Origin of the sequence: Thiosulfatimonas sediminis (assembly GCF_011398355.1) — a bacterium.
Lineage (GTDB): Bacteria > Pseudomonadota > Gammaproteobacteria > Thiomicrospirales > Thiomicrospiraceae > Thiomicrorhabdus > Thiomicrorhabdus sediminis_A.
Window position 1 is genome coordinate 1,282,073 of record NZ_AP021889.1, and the last position, 15,826, is coordinate 1,297,898.

Annotated in this window: 18 protein-coding genes; 10 read left to right on the forward strand and 8 right to left on the reverse strand. The window is 44.5% G+C overall.

Annotated features, from left to right (window positions below; genetic code table 11):
- Positions 1-172 precede the first annotated feature (172 nt).
- Positions 173-1,333 (forward strand): elongation factor P maturation arginine rhamnosyltransferase EarP, encoded by a 1,161-nt coding sequence (earP, locus tag HRR27_RS05865; protein ID WP_173271810.1) that lies wholly within the window; start codon positions 173-175, stop codon positions 1,331-1,333.
- Between the two features lie 37 nt (positions 1,334-1,370).
- Positions 1,371-1,931, forward strand: a complete 561-nt coding sequence (efp, locus tag HRR27_RS05870; RefSeq protein ID WP_173271812.1) for an elongation factor P — start codon at positions 1,371-1,373, stop codon at positions 1,929-1,931.
- Positions 1,932-2,139: 208 nt separating this feature from the next.
- Here the strand turns inward: efp and HRR27_RS05875 are convergent, their stop codons facing one another.
- The 5 genes from HRR27_RS05875 to HRR27_RS05895 form a co-directional block, all read right to left on the reverse strand.
- Positions 2,140-3,312, reverse strand: a complete 1,173-nt coding sequence (locus HRR27_RS05875; RefSeq protein WP_173271814.1) for a DEAD/DEAH box helicase — start codon at positions 3,310-3,312, stop codon at positions 2,140-2,142.
- A 102-nt stretch (positions 3,313-3,414) separates the two neighbouring features.
- Positions 3,415-4,083: a class I SAM-dependent methyltransferase gene (locus tag HRR27_RS05880; protein ID WP_197905436.1), complete on the reverse strand. Its 669-nt coding sequence runs from the start codon at positions 4,081-4,083 to the stop codon at positions 3,415-3,417.
- A gap of 121 nt (positions 4,084-4,204) precedes the next feature.
- Complete coding sequence (locus tag HRR27_RS05885) at positions 4,205-4,762, reverse strand: DUF2058 domain-containing protein (protein WP_173271816.1); 558 nt, start codon at positions 4,760-4,762, stop codon at positions 4,205-4,207.
- A gap of 176 nt (positions 4,763-4,938) precedes the next feature.
- Positions 4,939-5,154: a Nif11-like leader peptide family natural product precursor gene (locus HRR27_RS05890; protein ID WP_173271818.1), complete on the reverse strand. Its 216-nt coding sequence runs from the start codon at positions 5,152-5,154 to the stop codon at positions 4,939-4,941.
- Between the two features lie 123 nt (positions 5,155-5,277).
- A complete protein-coding gene (locus HRR27_RS05895) occupies positions 5,278-6,645 on the reverse strand; it encodes a DEAD/DEAH box helicase (protein ID WP_173271820.1) in 1,368 nt (455 codons plus the stop codon).
- A 304-nt stretch (positions 6,646-6,949) separates the two neighbouring features.
- Here HRR27_RS05895 and HRR27_RS05900 point away from each other — a divergent pair, with 304 nt between their 5' ends.
- The 3 genes from HRR27_RS05900 (at position 6,950) to nfsB (ending at position 9,980) form a co-directional block, all read left to right on the forward strand.
- Complete coding sequence (locus HRR27_RS05900) at positions 6,950-8,551, forward strand: ABC-F family ATPase (RefSeq protein ID WP_173271822.1); 1,602 nt, start codon at positions 6,950-6,952, stop codon at positions 8,549-8,551.
- A 229-nt stretch (positions 8,552-8,780) separates the two neighbouring features.
- The gene (locus HRR27_RS05905; protein WP_173271824.1) at positions 8,781-9,233 is read left to right on the forward strand and encodes a YaiI/YqxD family protein; all 453 of its coding nucleotides are present in this window, start codon (positions 8,781-8,783) and stop codon (positions 9,231-9,233) included.
- 93 nt (positions 9,234-9,326) lie between these two features.
- Complete coding sequence (gene nfsB / locus HRR27_RS05910) at positions 9,327-9,980, forward strand: oxygen-insensitive NAD(P)H nitroreductase (RefSeq protein ID WP_173271826.1); 654 nt, start codon at positions 9,327-9,329, stop codon at positions 9,978-9,980.
- Between the two features lie 31 nt (positions 9,981-10,011).
- Here the strand turns inward: nfsB and HRR27_RS05915 are convergent, their stop codons facing one another.
- Positions 10,012-10,458, reverse strand: a complete 447-nt coding sequence (locus tag HRR27_RS05915) for a hypothetical protein (RefSeq protein WP_197905437.1) — start codon at positions 10,456-10,458, stop codon at positions 10,012-10,014.
- A gap of 334 nt (positions 10,459-10,792) precedes the next feature.
- On the opposite strand from HRR27_RS05915, the gene parA reads away from it, so the two are divergent.
- From parA to HRR27_RS05930, 3 genes are all read left to right on the forward strand, one after another.
- Entirely contained in the window at positions 10,793-11,425 is a 633-nt protein-coding gene (parA, locus tag HRR27_RS05920) for a ParA family partition ATPase (protein WP_173271830.1), read from the forward strand.
- The gene (locus HRR27_RS05925; protein WP_173271832.1) at positions 11,422-11,772 is read left to right on the forward strand and encodes a hypothetical protein; all 351 of its coding nucleotides are present in this window, start codon (positions 11,422-11,424) and stop codon (positions 11,770-11,772) included. Before parA ends, HRR27_RS05925 begins: the two co-directional genes overlap by 4 nt.
- A gap of 208 nt (positions 11,773-11,980) precedes the next feature.
- The gene (locus HRR27_RS05930) at positions 11,981-12,145 is read left to right on the forward strand and encodes a DUF3012 domain-containing protein (protein WP_173271834.1); all 165 of its coding nucleotides are present in this window, start codon (positions 11,981-11,983) and stop codon (positions 12,143-12,145) included.
- Between the two features lie 101 nt (positions 12,146-12,246).
- Here HRR27_RS05930 and bamJ read toward each other — a convergent pair whose 3' ends face one another.
- Positions 12,247-12,867 carry a BamJ family beta-barrel-assembly machinery protein gene (gene bamJ, locus HRR27_RS05935; protein WP_173271836.1) on the reverse strand — a complete coding sequence of 207 codons (621 nt, stop codon included), beginning with the start codon at positions 12,865-12,867 and terminating at the stop codon, positions 12,247-12,249.
- Positions 12,868-13,297: 430 nt separating this feature from the next.
- Between bamJ and HRR27_RS05940 the strand changes: the two genes are divergently transcribed.
- Complete coding sequence (locus tag HRR27_RS05940) at positions 13,298-14,809, forward strand: sensor domain-containing diguanylate cyclase (protein WP_173271845.1); 1,512 nt, start codon at positions 13,298-13,300, stop codon at positions 14,807-14,809.
- A 51-nt stretch (positions 14,810-14,860) separates the two neighbouring features.
- The gene (locus tag HRR27_RS05945) at positions 14,861-15,217 is read left to right on the forward strand and encodes a hypothetical protein (RefSeq protein WP_173271847.1); all 357 of its coding nucleotides are present in this window, start codon (positions 14,861-14,863) and stop codon (positions 15,215-15,217) included.
- 121 nt (positions 15,218-15,338) lie between these two features.
- Here HRR27_RS05945 and HRR27_RS05950 read toward each other — a convergent pair whose 3' ends face one another.
- A complete protein-coding gene (locus HRR27_RS05950) occupies positions 15,339-15,710 on the reverse strand; it encodes a SirB2 family protein (RefSeq protein WP_173271849.1) in 372 nt (123 codons plus the stop codon).
- Positions 15,711-15,826: the final 116 nt, after the last annotated feature.

The following is a 15,826-nucleotide window of genomic DNA, read 5'->3' on the forward strand; positions in this document are numbered from 1 at the left end:
CTCAATGCCTGCCTGTCAGTTAAAAACCCTTTTTGAGGATGTGTTTTATCCGCGGTTTTTAGGAAATTTGCTACCAGCGGGTTTTAAGCGGATTAAAATACGCCACGCTTGGATTGGCCTTATCGGTTTTCCATGCGGATTTTTTTAATGATCATGAGTAGGTTAATACCTTATGTCAGATGCTCCGGTCCATCCAGTGGTTAAGCCGAAGATTGCAATATTTTGCCAAGTTATTGATAACTATGGTGATATTGGCACAAGTTGGCGGTTGGCACAGCAATTACAGCGTGACTATGCTTATCAGGTCTCGCTTTGGGTGGACGAATTACCCGCGCTGCACGCGTTGTTGCCAGAGACTGCAATGCAGGCCAAAGTGCAGACGTTGCAGGATATTCAGGTGTATCACTGGCAAGCGGAATGGGTGACGCATTTCGCTGAAGACGATATTGCTGATGGAGTAATAGAGATGTTTGGTTGCTGTCTGCCAGACGCTTATCTTATGGCAATGCGCCAGCGTGACAGGCAGCCGGTTTGGATTAACTTGGAATATTTCAGTTGTGAGTCTTGGGTTGCTGGTTGTCATGGCTTGCCGTCGTTGCAACACAATGGTTTGTCAAAGTGGTTTTTCTTTCCAGGAATTGATGAGACTCACAGCGGAGGTTTGTTGCGTGAGCGCGATTATTTTTCGCATAGAAATGCTTTTCAAGCAGACAGTCTTCAACATGCTTGGTTGCAGCGTAATGCGATTCCTATTGCACAGCAGAACAGTATCAAGATTTCACTGTTTGCTTATGAGAACTCCGCTTTAAATGGGCTCTTGGATTGGCTTGATTCGTTATCAATTCCGGTCGATTTGTATCTGCCGCAAGGTCGCTTGCAAAATTCTTTGAATGGCCACTGGCAAGACAGAATTTCACACTCTCATTCGAGCACGCAAAAACTTCGCTTGCACTCGATTCGCTTTTTGCCGCAGAGCGATTATGACCCTTTATTATGGTATTGCGATATCAATTTTGTTCGTGGTGAGGAGTCGTTGAATCGCGCAATTTGGGCTGGAAAACCATTTATATGGCATATCTATCCAACCGAAGATCAAACGCATTGGCCAAAATTAGAGGCTTTTATCGAGGCATATAAGCTGCCACCATTGCTTGCGGATTTAACTCGGCAATGGAATCAAGAAGCCTTGTGCGATTTAACTTTACAAGCCTTATTTGTCGATTTGAAGGCATTGCAGATTGGCAGTGCCCAGATTACTGACTGTTTGGCTAAGCAAAAAAGTTTGGCTGAGCAGTTAAATATTTTTATGCAAAATCATGGTGTAATGCTATGATTCGACACCTTTTATAATTTTTTTTGGAGCTATGGATATGAAAACTGCTCAAGAGTTTCGCGCAGGAAACGTCATGATGTTAAACGACCAGCCAATGGTCGTGCAAAAAGCCGAATTTAGCAAATCAGGGCGCAACTCTGCCGTGGTGAAAATGAAGTTGAAAAACCTATTAACCGGTGCTGGCACAGAAACAGTCGTTAAGGCGGATGATAAGTTTGATGCGGTGGTCTTAGATAAGAAAGAGTGTAGCTACAGCTACTTTGCTGATCCTCTGTTTGTTTTCATGGACGAAGAGTACAACCAGTACGAAGTTGAAAAAGACGATCTTGGTGACACGGTAAACTATATCGAAGACGGAATGCAAGATTTGGTTGAAGTGACTTTTTACGATGGTAAACCGATTTCAGTCGAAATGCCGAACATTATTGTGCGTCAAGTTGTCTATACTGAAGCGGCCGTGCGTGGCGATACATCAGGTAAAGTGATGAAACCGGCTAAAATTTCGACAGGTTACGAACTAATGGTTCCAGCGTTTATTGAAATTGATGAAATGATTGAAGTCGATACTCGTACTGGTGAATTCCGTAAACGCGCTTAATTAGGCGTAGCATAGAGTCATTCCAAGTGGTTCAGGCAAAGCAAATGGCAGCAACGCAGTGCGTTAGCTTGGTTGTCGCTTAGCGAATTTGATGGAAATTATTCGGTGCTTGTTTAATTCGATTACGTTATCGTAAGAGATTGAAAACCCGCTTGAAAGCGGGTTTTTTTATGGATTCGATTCGGCGTTATCTGCTCTGCTGGATAGACTATTTTTTTGTATAGTTGAGGATGGAAATCGGTACGATTTTGCGCACTGGAAAATCTTCAAAATCACGGCGTTCGATGAGTTGTCCAAGCAGGCTTTCGATCATACAGAGGTTTTTGAAGTCGTCTCTTGAGACCAGCGAAATCGCTTCACCGCTTTGTCCTGCGCGACCAGTTCGGCCGATACGGTGAATGTAATCTTCTGCCGGAAAAGGCAAGTCGTAGTTCACCACACGACTGAGGTTTTGCATATCCAACCCACGAGAAGCCACACCCGTGGCGACTAAAAAGTTTAATTTACCGGTTTTAAAGTCGTTCCAGACGTTTTCACGTGAGGCTTGACTGCGCCCTGAATGAATCGAATCGGCAACAATACCTCGTTTGCCGAGTTGTTCTACCAGTTTTGCGGCAGAATGCTTTTTCTCGACAAAAATTAACGCCTGGTCCCATTGCAGACTATGGATTAAATGGCTCAGTAAAGCCGATTTGGTGTCTTTATCAACGCACACCAACCATTGTTGAATGCGTGGGGCGTTTTTCTTCTGCTGTGCCAAATTGATTTGTGCTGCGTCATCATAAACTGTGTCGGCTAGATAGCGCACTTTTTCGTTTAAGGTCGCCGAAAACAGCATACTCTGACGATCGGATGGTAGGCGGTCAATGATTTTATTGAGGTCATCAATAAAGCCCATGTCCAGCATTCGGTCGGCTTCATCAAGCACTAAAAATTCGAGGTCGTTAAAAAATAGAGCGCGTTGGTACGCCAGATCCAATAAACGTCCTGGCGTTGCTACCAATAAATCAATTCCTTGGGTCAATTGCTGTTTACTGGTTTCTAGGTCGGTGCCGCCATAAACGGCCAGCGAGCTTAAGTTGAGATGACGACTGTATTGGCGAATCGCGTTTTCAACTTGCATCGCTAACTCACGGGTTGGCACAAGAATCAGTGCGCGAATTGAGCGACTGCGAACCTGTGTGCCGTTATCCAGTTTTTGCAGTAGCGGAAGGACAAAGCTGGCGGTTTTTCCGGTGCCTGTTTGCGCAGCGGCAATGAGGTCTCGGCCTTGTAAAATCAGTGGAATCGCTTGCTTTTGAATGTCTGTCGGGGCGGTATAACCTTGTTCGTTTAACGCCTGCAAGATTGCGGTAGATAATCCAAATTGGGCAAAAGACATAGAGACCTCAAAATTTAGGGGGCGCGTTGACGCGCGAAAACGCAAATTATAAACGGATTTGCCTCCAAAGCTAAACAAGACGCAAAAGTGATCTGCGGTTGTTTAATCGTCAATTTGGCGTTTGTAGTTCAATATGACTCCATTAAATTCTGGGGTTTTTATTAAAGGCTCGCGCAGTTTTGATTGTTTATGCGAGAAGCCAAGAGTCACCATTTTCTTGCTGAATTTAGCGTGTTTACCGCGGCCCGGATCAACTAAAATCACTTCGCACTGCGTATTGGCGTGTTGTTCGATAAATTCGGCCAGCAGTTGAATATGATTTTGTTCATAGAGTAAGTCTGAGCCGATAATGACATCAAAGCGTCCTAGCCCGGAATCTTCATTTTTCCAATCGGTACGCAAAAATGGAATGTCTTGCGCTTTGTTGAGCGCACTGTTTTTGACGAGAAACTTTCCCGCTTCTGGATGGTAATCGGTCGCAGTGATGTCGGCATTTCGTGCATTGAGAAGATGGCTGGAAAGCGCAATGCCGCAACCGATTTCTAAAATTCGCTTGTCTTGAATGTCAAAATCTTGCATCTGTTCGGCGAGCACTTGACTGGAATCCCAAACCACACCAAATAATGACCACTGCGCATCGGAAATACCGAGTGCTTCGGCTTCTTTAAAAGGGTCGCTAAACTGTTGCTTGTCGCGCAGTGAACAAAGGTGAATATCAAATTTTTCAAATTCAATTGTTTGGTAGCGTACGCGGAGCGTGGCGATAGACATGAAATGTTGCCTTTTGTTGTGATGGTTTTCGCAACAAGTCTGGCTAAAAATCGCTACGCTGAAGTGGGCATTATACGCATAAACTCAAAGGGAATTAGGTTTAAACGTTGCCCGCACTTTACTACCAGACAAGGTCATCCGGAATGGCAAATTTGGCGTAGTAGTCTTCGTCTTCTTTCGACAGTTTACTGGCGACGCTCTGTTGACGGACAATAATGGACGGGTCGCGTTGTTCAATTTTGTCGAGCAGTTCTGCGGATACTAAAGTGTAGCTTTGTTTGAAATGCACAATAAGTAGTTGCTCTTTGACTAATGCTCTGTGGGTACTGGCATTGACATTCAGTGTTTTAACCGTAGTGCCATCAGCAAAATTAAAAGGCATTTCGCCAAAGTAATTACGCAGTTGATTGCTCTCTATTAACTGTTTGAGTTCCGCCTGTTTGGCTTTTTCTGCTTGTTCTTGTTGACGCTGTTGATTAAGCACTCGATCACGTTGCGCTTTCTCTTCAGCGGCTTGGGCGGCTAATTGCGCCACTTCGCTTAGTTGTGTTTCGCCTTTTTTGGCTTTATTGGCGTTTTTTTGTTTCGCGTTTTGTTGTTTTTCGCGTTGCACCTGTTTGGCTTTTTTATCGCTGACTAAACCGGATTTCTTAAGTTGGTCAAAAAGAGACGCTGCCATTGAACTGTTCCCCAAGGTTGTTTTTATTGGTGCATTATTTTATACGCGAATTGGCTGCTGGAAACGGCTAATTTTGTGTGCCAGCTTGTTGTACCAGCGGATGGAGATAATCGAGAGGGGTCAAGAAGGCAGAGAAGCGCCTTCTTGTAAAAGCATTTTGTGGTTTGCCAGTTGTGCTAGTTATATTCGCCAGGAGTGGCGATTTTTTGAACCGTTACTTTACCGACTTTTTGCCCTGTCATGCGCAATAGTTCGTCACCGGAAAATTCATAGCCCAGTTTGTAGGCGATACGCGCCACATCGTCTGCTGTGGCAGAGGCCATTACTTTGGCTTTTAGTTCGGAATCATCTTGCATGATTTGCAAAAACGCTTTTAATTGATCGAGTGCCATTATCATTTATTCCTTGTATCAAAAGCGTTGGTCGCATGACGACCAAAGCATCAGTAAATTTTTGACGCAATTATAAATCAAATGGACTCGTAAACCTTGATAAAAAGCCCAGCGTTTTATCGATTAACTCTCTTTTGGAGTATTGCGGCGTGGGGCACTGTTTCTGCCACCATTTGCTGGGCGATTAGGATTGTTTCGCGGTTTTCTGCGTGCCGGCTTAGGCGCATCAGAGCCAGCGTTGGATTTCCCTGAACGTGGAGCGCTTCTTCCTGGTGGGGCTTTATCACTCCACTCTTTGGCTTTCTTCGGTTTTTTCGGTTTTCTTTTCTTTAAGCCCAGTTTGGATTCGCCGAGTGGTTGTGAGGGTTCGAATCCTGGCACCATCTCGCGCGGCAGAATTTGGTTAATCAGATTTTCGATACCGACTAATTCTTCGTGTTCTTCTGCACAGACCAAAGAGATCGCTTCACCATTCGCACCGGCGCGACCAGTACGCCCGATACGGTGTACATAGTCTTCAGAGACGTGCGGTAAATCAAAGTTAACCACGTGTGGCAGTAGATCAATATCAATACCACGTGCGGCAATGTCGGTGGCGACCAAGACTTGCAACTTGTTTTCTTTAAAGTCGGTTAAGGCGCGTACTCGTGCATTTTGGCTTTTGTTACCGTGAATTGCTGCGGCACGAATTTTATGTTTTTCTAATTGAGTCGCCAGACGGTTAGCCCCGTGTTTGGTTCGGGTAAAGACTAAAACTTGATACCATGCGTGGTCTTGAATTAACTTAATCAGTAGATTGGTTTTCTGGGCTTTATCAACAGGATAAATTTTTTGTTTGACCGTGTCTGCGGTTGAGTTTTCAGGGGTAACTGAAATTTCTACCGGATTATGCACCAACCCTTTTGCTAAGGCGCGGATGTCATCTGAGAAGGTTGCTGAGAAAAGAAGGTTTTGGCGTTTTGCCGGTAGCAACGTCAAAATCTTTTTAATGTCGCGGATAAAACCCATATCCAGCATTCGGTCGGCTTCATCGAGGATTAATACTTCCAGTTCATCAAAACGCACCGCATTTTGTTGATATAAATCCAGTAAACGTCCCGGTGTCGCGACTAAGATGTCGACGCCTTTACGCATACGCAGCATTTGTGGATTGATTTTGACGCCACCGTATACCACGCTGGAACTTAATCGTAGTTCTTTGCCGTAGGTTTCGACACTTTCACTTACTTGCAGTGCCAGTTCTCGGGTTGGAGTTAAAATCAACGCGCGTGCTTGGTTGGCTTTTGCTTGGCGACCTTTCGAGAGGTTTTCCAGAAGCGGTAGCGTAAAGCCCGCCGTTTTGCCGGTACCGGTTTGCGCAGCTGCCATAACATCATGCCCTGCTAAAATTGCGGGGATCGCTTGTGCTTGAATCGGCGTCGGAGTGCTGTAACCGCTGTCTGCAACGGCTTTTAGAATATGGGCATTTAAGCCAAGTTCGGTAAATTTCATAGAAACCTTAGGTTGGGTCGCTCACGCGAAAAAAAGGAATGTGCGTAGAATAGCCGATTCGCAAAGATTAAGGGGTATTAATTGAGATTGATGAGCCGGTTAGCAAGTAATCCGTTCGAGTCGTTCAGATTTGCAGTTCAATTTTGCAAAAATCGTATGAATGTTCTGTGATTAGTTTTATAAATCCCGTTGGATTTATTGGGGTTTTTCTCAGGAAACGCTGAGACTAATCGCAAATTTTTGGACAAAATATGCCACAATAGCGCCCATTCAAATACATTCAGATTTTTTAAAGGATTTTAAGGTGTTATCGACCGCAAATATTACCATGCAGTTTGGCGAAAAGCCGTTATTTGAAGATATTTCCGTAAAGTTTGGCGATGGCAATCGCTACGGTTTGATTGGCGCGAACGGTTGTGGAAAATCCACGCTAATGAAAATTTTGGGTGGTGATTTAGAGCAGACCAGCGGCACCGTTAGCTTAGATCCGAATGAAAAACTGGGTAAGTTAAAGCAGGATCAATTTGCTTACGAGGCTTTTTCGGTTGTTGACACGGTGATTATGGGCGACGTCGATTTATGGGAAGTGAAGCGCGAGCGTGATCGTATTTATGGCTTGCCGGAAATGTCGGAAGATGATGGAATGCAGGTCGCCGAGTTGGAAGTGCGTTTTGCTGAAATGGATGGTTACACCGCCGAATCGCGCGCCGGTGAGTTATTAATTGGTGTGGGTATTCCAGTTGAACAGCATTATGGCCCTATGAGCGAAGTGGCGCCGGGTTGGAAATTACGTGTGCTTTTGGCACAGGCGTTGTTTGCGGATCCGGATATTCTGTTGCTTGACGAGCCGACGAACAACTTGGACATCGACACCATTCGCTGGTTGGAAACGGTATTGAATGAACGTAAGAGCACGATGATTATCATCTCTCACGATCGTCACTTCTTAAACTCTGTTTGTACCCACATGGCTGATTTGGATTATGGTGAGTTGCGAATCTATCCGGGTAATTACGATGAGTATATGGTTGCGGCCACCCAAGCGCGGGATCGCCTGTTGTCTGACAATGCTAAAAAACAAGCGCAAATCAACGAATTAAAAACTTTTGTGAGCCGCTTCTCTGCCAACGCATCGAAAGCCAAACAGGCGACATCGCGTGCGAAGTTGATTGATAAAATTGAGTTGACCGAGGTGAAACCGTCCAGTCGTGTCAATCCGTTTATTCGTTTTGATCAAGATAAAAAGCTGTTCCGTTTGGCATTGGAAGTTGAAAAGTTAAGCAAGACTTATCACGATGAAGACGGTGATAATCCGGTGATTAAAAACTTCAGTATCATGTTAGAAGCAGAAGAGCGTCTGGCGATTATCGGTGGTAACGGTATCGGGAAAACCACTCTGCTGAAGTGTTTAGTGGGCGACACTGACTTGACTTCCGGTGTGGTTAAATGGTCGGAAAATACCCAGATTGGCTATTACGCACAGGATCATGCCGCGGATTTTGCCGAAGATATGAATCTGTTGGATTGGATGAGTCAGTGGAAGCAGCCAAGTGATGATGAGCAGACAATTCGTAGTATTCTTGGACGTTTACTGTTCTCACAAAAAGAGCTAGGTAAATCGGTTAAGGTGCTATCTGGTGGTGAGCAAGGGCGCATGTTGTTTGGTAAATTGATGCTGCAAAAACCCAACGTCTTGATCATGGATGAGCCGACGAACCATTTGGATATGGAATCGATTGAGTCGCTGAATATCGCTTTGGAAAACTATCCTGGGACGGTGATTTTCGTCTCTCACGACCGTGAGTTTGTTTCTTCGATTGCAACCCGTCTATTAGCGATGACGGATAAGGGCATCGAAGATTATCGCGGCGACTACGAGTCGTATTTACAAACACTTGAAAACTGAATTGTAGCGCGCTTAAGCGAATAAGAGGCACAGAGCAATTTGGTTGAGCAAGGGTGTTTGTTCGCGGTCATGTCAATTTTTGATAATAACGGCGGGCACCTTGCTGAAGTCAATCAGAACTTTGTCTGTGTCTCCATAAGTAAGGCAGTCAGTTTCGATTGACTGCCTTTTTTATTGCTCGCGTTGCATCAATTAGGGTGTTCGTTGGCAGCAAAAAGTGAGAAAAATTATGCACACGATTTGGGTTGATGCGGACGCGTGTCCGGTGGTAATCAAAGAGATTTTATTTAAAGCGGCGCAGCGCACTGAAATGCCATTGGTTTTGGTCGCCAACCATTTTATGCGCATTCCGAATGCCAAAAACATTCAGTTCCGTCAAGTGGGGGCGGGGTTTGATGTAGCGGATAATTGGATTGTACAGCATTGTATTGCTGATGATTTGGTGGTGACTGCGGATATTCCTCTGGCAGCGGAAGTGGTCGCAAAAGGGACTTTGGCACTGAATCCGCGTGGTGAACTCTATACCGAGAGCAATATCCGACAGCGTTTGAATATGCGCGATTTTATGGAAACACTGCGTTCCAGTGGGATACAAACCGGCGGGCCGGATGCGTTAAATCAAAAAGACCGCCAAGCCTTTGCGAATCAGTTGGATAAATGGCTGGCGAAGCACAAGTCTTAGGGAAATACGGAATAAGAGGCCTGCAGTTGGCTTTTTTAAGCCGGTTAGATTGTTTATCATAAGCCGCATTCGAATCGTCACCTTGGAGGTGTTATGAACATTCTTGAAATCGCTCAGTCGCGTTACGCGACCAAAAAATTTAACCCTAACAAGCGTATCTCTGACCAAGACTTTGCACAAATAAAGGGCTTGTTAAGGTTCAGTCCATCATCGGTTAATTCACAACCTTGGCATTTTTTTATTGCCGATAATCGTGCCGCTAAACAGCGTTTAAGCCTAGCAACTCAACCTCCTTATGCGGCTAATGAAGCAAAAATTCTTGATGCTTCGCACGTTATTTTATTTTGTGCTAAGAATGAGATCGACCAGGTATATCTGCAGAAAATCTGTGACCAAGAGGAGCAAGATGGACGGTTTGCTACGCCCGAAGCAAAAGCCATGGCGTTGCAAGTACGCTCTTTTTATGCAGATTTACATCGGGTTACTCTGCAAGATACGCCAGCGTGGTTACAAAAACAGGTCTATCTGAATTTGGGTACAGTACTGTTGGGAGCGGCCAGCTTGGGAATCGATGCAGTGCCGATTGAAGGCGTTGATTTGACTCAGTTAGAGGCTGAGTTTGCTTTGCCGGAAAAAGGCTTAACTGCCGTTGCGCTGGTGGCATTGGGCTATCATGCTGCAGACGACTTTAATGCCGACTTGCCAAAATCTCGTTTTCCGGCAAGCGAGATAATGACGTTTTTGTAAAGTCGTGTGCCCAGCGCAGTGATGATGGATGTTAGTCGTCGATATTTGAAATAGGGAAACTGAAAAACGGTGTTGAGAACTTATCGCTTCTGACACGCGAATGGATTTTCCCTTTTTGCAACACTTTGCCGTTGCGTAAATCGGTTAGGTAGAAATTGCCTTCGGCAATGCCGTGATACATATCTACGGCTAAAATATTGACGATCGCACTTTGTTCTGGGTCACTCAAATTCACAATCGGTACGGATATACCCGTCGAGTCGCGATCCGTACCGAGCGACGTATAAAACATATCTAAGCGGTAATCAGCTTGATCAGCACTGTTCATTAAGCGCACCTGAAAGCGTTCAGCTAATTCAATTTGCAGGCGCTGATGGGCGTATTTAACGATTTGGTTATCAATAACAAAATGGCTTTTGATAAAAACTTTTTGGTCGCTAAGCACGCTCATGTCTTGCGGGGTGATCGTTTGCATCATTTTATCAATGCTATAAGTTACTAATCGTTGCTCGGTAGAGCCCTTGAAATAAGCGCCTTCTTGTCGGGTGCTGCAGGCTGTTAAAAAGGATAGGGTTAGAAGTAAAACGAATAAGCGAAGCATGGCGATAGTAGTCCATTTAATCCATTAAAGGCTTCAGTATAGCCTGAGAGTTGCCCGTTAATAAATCTCTGTTTCGGCAGAGCGCGCTTTGTCTTTTCTTAACTCATGTCTTTATGCGTCTGTATAATAGTTCGTATTTTATTTTATACGCCGATGTCGCTTGTAACGGTGGTTTTGGCTCAATCAGAATTTGGAAATTGGGATTCAATCTATGTCTGCACGAATTTTTTCAATTGCGAACCAAAAAGGTGGAACCGGAAAAACCACGTTGAGTATGAACTTCGCGGCCGGGCTTGCACTGCGCGGGCGAGTATTAGTCATTGACGCAGATCCACAGGGGTCTGCTGGACAATGGTGTAGTCTGTCCGCCGACAATAAACCGTTTCCGGTTTCCGTGATTGCTGTTGGCGGCAACCTGGCGCGCGAAGCTGAGCGTTTTGCAAAAGATTATGATTTTATTGTCATTGATTGTCCGCCAACCTTGGAAAACAGTAATATGGCACTTGCGATGCAAGTTTCCGATGATATTTTAATTCCGGTGCTACCTTCGCCAGTCGATTTGTGGGCCAGTATTCGTTTAACCGATGCAATCGAGCACGCAAAAATTCGCAATCGTAAATTAAAACCTTATATAGTAATTAATCAGCTTGAGCCGCGCAGCGCTTTGTCTAGTGCAATGGCTGAAGCCTTGCAGGAATTTAATATTCCGACTTTACGTAGCAGTGTCCGTCGTCGAGCGATTTATCGCAACGCCGCCGTTGAGGGGGTGAGTGTGTATTGCATGGGCAAGCGTGGTGAAGCGGCCGCTAAAGAAATAGATGAGATAATCGAGGAGATATTATGAGCAATACGACCACAGGTTCTAAATTAGCAGAAAGTTTGCGCCGTGCGAAATCCGGACAAGAGAGCGATGCGCCTGCCGAAATAAAAAATCAAACGGCCGTTGAATCTGATGCGGCACCATCTGCTGCAGCAGAAACGCCGGCCAAACCAGCGGCGCGTAAAACGCCAGCTCGCAAAACGGCGGCTACCAAAAAAACCACTGCGCCAGCGAAGCCGACGGTTAAAACTCCGGCCAAGACTGCAGCACCGGTTAAAGCGCCTGCATCCAAGCCTGCTGTGCCTGAGAAAGAAGCGCAAGAAGCTGTTGTGACGTATCTAAAGTCAAGTAACCGTAGATGGCCTGATTAATTTACGCCAGTTGCCACAAAAAAAGCCTGCTAGTTGCAGGCTTTTTTTTGCCATTTTGGGCTTTGAATGTTCTACTAATTAACATCTACTAGGAGCAATCTATCATGCCAATGCAATTTGATTTTTCGTTGTTTTTATATTTTGCATTGCTTGTCGTCATGCTGCTGTTAATGCTGTTTACCAAAAATAAATAATAAGGAAATTTAGAATGAAAGTATTTTATGGCGTAGCGGTTGTCGCATTTTTAATGTTAAGCGGGTGTTCTGCCGAGGTGGGATCTCAAGCGTGGTGTAAGGATATGGAGCAAAAATCGAAAGGCGACTGGACGGCTAACGAAGCTAGCGAATACGCGAAAAATTGCATTTTGCGTTGAGTCAAAAAATGCCCAATGCTTGTGTTAAACAGACCCATATTATGCCTTCGTTAGGCCTATTTTGAGTCTATTAAAGCGATTGGGCATTTTAGATGGTTAAGTTAGCGTTCGATTGCCAGTAATTCAACATCAAAAATCAACGCTGAATAGGGGGCAATTTTATTACCAGACCCTTGTGCCCCATAGGCTAAATTTTGCGGAATAAATAGGCGCCATTTAGAGCCTTGCGGCATCAGTTGTAGCGCTTCAGTCCAGCCGGCAATCACACGGTTCACAGGGAAAGAGGCCGGTTGACCTCGTTCAATTGAACTATCAAACACGGTGCCGTCGACTAAGGTTCCGTGATAATGCGCTTGAATTACCGATTCTGCTGTTGGTTTTGCGCCTTTACCCTGCGTTAAAATTTCGTACTGTAGACCAGATTCCAGCACAACCACTTCTGCACGTTTAGCATTTTCAGCAAGAAACTTCTCACCATCCGCTGCAGCCGCTTTGGTTTTTTCAGCTTGTTTGGCTTGCATGATTTCGTTAATTTCATGGAAAGCTTTAACGAATTGTTCTTGAGTAACCGGGCTGGCTTTACCGCCAATTGCATCGATTACGCCTTGAGCAACGGCGTTGGCGTTCATCCCATCAAACGGATCGCCGGCAAGTTGCTCGCCCATTTGACGACCTAGTCCGTAACTGACGATATCAGCGGTAGAGGTATAAATTGTAGACATTTTTATCCCTTGATTGATTTTAGAATCTGTAAAACGCGCATCTTAGCATATTTACCATCGGATAACGGACTGGCAAAAACTTAGTTAAAAGTAATTTTTAATGGATAATCGCTCATTAGTCTTGAATTTTGAGTGGCTATTTCATCCCTTAGTGTGGCGCTGCTGATACTATTATTTTTTTAAGAAGACACAGAACAAGTTTCCATTGACTTCAGTGCGCGATGGCAAGACGCAACCATAAGTTTGCCTCAAAATGCATAACCATCGCCATGGATGAGAGGCGTAATGACGATGTTGCCTGTTTTTGTCAAATTTAGATAGCAGGGCAAACCGCTGCCTTGCACAGGCAAATTCTTCTCTGCCTGAAGCCATTTTGACTTGTACTGTCTCTTCTTAATTGTTTTTGAAAAAGCCTAGGATTTTATTTTGTATGCCTGCACTGTCTTTATTTTTTGTGATTTTAATTGTTGTTGGTTTGCTCGGCATCGCCTTGTGGTTGGGCTATTTACTGCGTAAAAATCAGCAAGCAAAACACCTTTATCTTGATTTGTTGAACGCCGCACAAGCGATGACTTGGCGCTGGACAGTCGAGAGTGATACGTTGCTGATTAATCATAATTGGAGTAAGTTTCTCGGCTTTAGTATCTTTGAACTGCAGCCTTTTAGCTATCGTAAAGGCATTCGCTTGGTGCATCCAGAAGATGTTGTGCAGATATCCCAGGCGATGGATGGCATTATTCATGGCGAGAGTGATACGTTGCAGCTTGAATTTCGGGTAAAAACACAAGCGCAGGGTTTTAAGTGGGTTCAGTTATCTGGCCAAGTGTTGCAGCGAGATAAGCATGGGCACCCTTTGCAAATCAGTGGGGTTGTACAGGATATTCACCAGCTCGTGTTGCAAAAGCATCGTTTACAAAAAGACCAAGTGCGTGATGATTTTATTTTGGAACTGCCTGAGTTGATTCGGCAAGAGGGCGAGTTGGCCTGCGCACACAAAATTTTAGAACTCCTACAAACCTTAATTAAAAACGAGGTGGGCGGAGTGTATCTATTTTCAAAGGCCGCTCAGTCGTTGCAATTGGCGGCTAATTTGTCCAGCGAAGCGGACGTTAATTTACCTGATTCGCTCGATGTTAACTGCTTACAAGAGAGTGGTTTCGACTCACAGCGAATCATCTTAACGGCGGCAACGGGTGTTAGTGCTTTTGCAGGGGTTGCAAAAGAGTTGGACCTTAATCAGCTATTGGCAGTATCGATTATGGATGATGCGCGGTGTGTCTTGCTGATCGTATTGTTTAACCATGCAGAGCAATCCTTTGAAAAAGAGGATTTATATTCCGTGGAATTGTTGGCACAGCATTTTGGGTGTTTGTTGCAACAACAACGGATGCAGCAAGCATTGCAACAATTGGTGCAACAACTTGAAGGCGGAGTGCAAGCCGATAGCCTAACGGGGTTGCCAAACCGGAATTTGGTTCTTGACCGTATGCAGCAAGCATTGGAGCGACAAAAACGAAATAAGCGTGATTTGGCATTACTGCTGATTGATTTACACGATTTAAACAATATTAATCAGCAATATGGTGAGCCGGCTGGGGACTTTCTATTACAGGTAATTGGCCAGCGTTACAGCACCGCATTACGTAAGGTTGACACCTTAGGTCGGATTGGTTGTGATGAGTTTGTGGTTTTAATTGAAAGTTATGCCAACTCGAAAGATATTATGTATATCGCTAAACGCCTACTAGAAGACAGCAGTAAGCCTTGTCAGTTTAACGAACATGAACTGCAGGTGAGTGCGAATATTGGGGTGTTTTTCTACCATGAACCAGAACAAGAGCTGACCCCAGACGCGATGATTGGCAAAGCGGAAATTGCTTTATTGAAAGCCAAGCAAAGGGGCGAGCAAACGATTGTTGTTTATCAACCAGAATTGGAATAGTGCATTTAGTGAATGTTTTTTGCTGTATGTCAGGGTTTTATATGAGGAGTTATGATGTTTTTAAAGCGTGATGGGTTAAAGCATCAAATTGCGATAATTTTCGTTCTTATTGGCGTAGTGGCTTTGGGGGCTTGTTCGCAAAACCCGTTGTATCAATCGTTAACGGAACAGGAAATGGGTGTGCAGCAGGCTGCGGATGCTGCAACGGCATTAATTATTTTTGATAATCAATTAGATCAGCAAGCGTCTTATATTGTTGATGCAACTGGTCGAGTGCATATTAAGTTTACCGAGCAGGTAAGTTTTGTTGATTATAATCGTGTGGTTGAGCAAATGCGTTCGGATGCGAACATTCGAAGCGTTTATGCCGAGCAGTCTGGTTCGGAAGTGTGTCCGTTAAATCAATAGCTCGCTAGCTTGTTTTGGAATTATGAACGCACAAAATAAGCCGCTAGCGGTATTGGGACCATTTGGGCTTATTCTGTGTTTATTAAAAATAGCTGCCGAGCATTCCGCAGCTATTTTTGTGTTACATAAATGGAATGGCTAAATGGGTTTTGGCGACCGCGACAACATAGAAGATGACGACCAGTGCCAGCAGCCAATAGATGGCTTTTTGGATGCGGTTTTTTGCAAATCGAAACGCCATTAAACCTAAAACGATATACAACACGAGCCCTAAAATTTTGATCTGAATCCAACCTTCGTTAATTGACCAAGGGCCGATAATCAGCAAAACCAGTGCGCTAACTAAAAGTGCGGTATCAATAATATGCGGTAAAATTTTGACCGGCTTGAGTTTGACCCAAGGTTTCTCAAAAATATGTCCAATACCTCGTGCAAAAAATCCGAGAATACTCAGAATAACGCTGACTTGGTGAATGATTAATGCCGTTAACATGGTTTACCTCTGGTTAAAATGGGCGACCGCGTCATTCTAGCGGAAATGCGTATTAGGGTCGACCTTAATCCGTCAGGACATTAGCGCTGCTCATTTTTGTGCAAAAAATGCAGCAG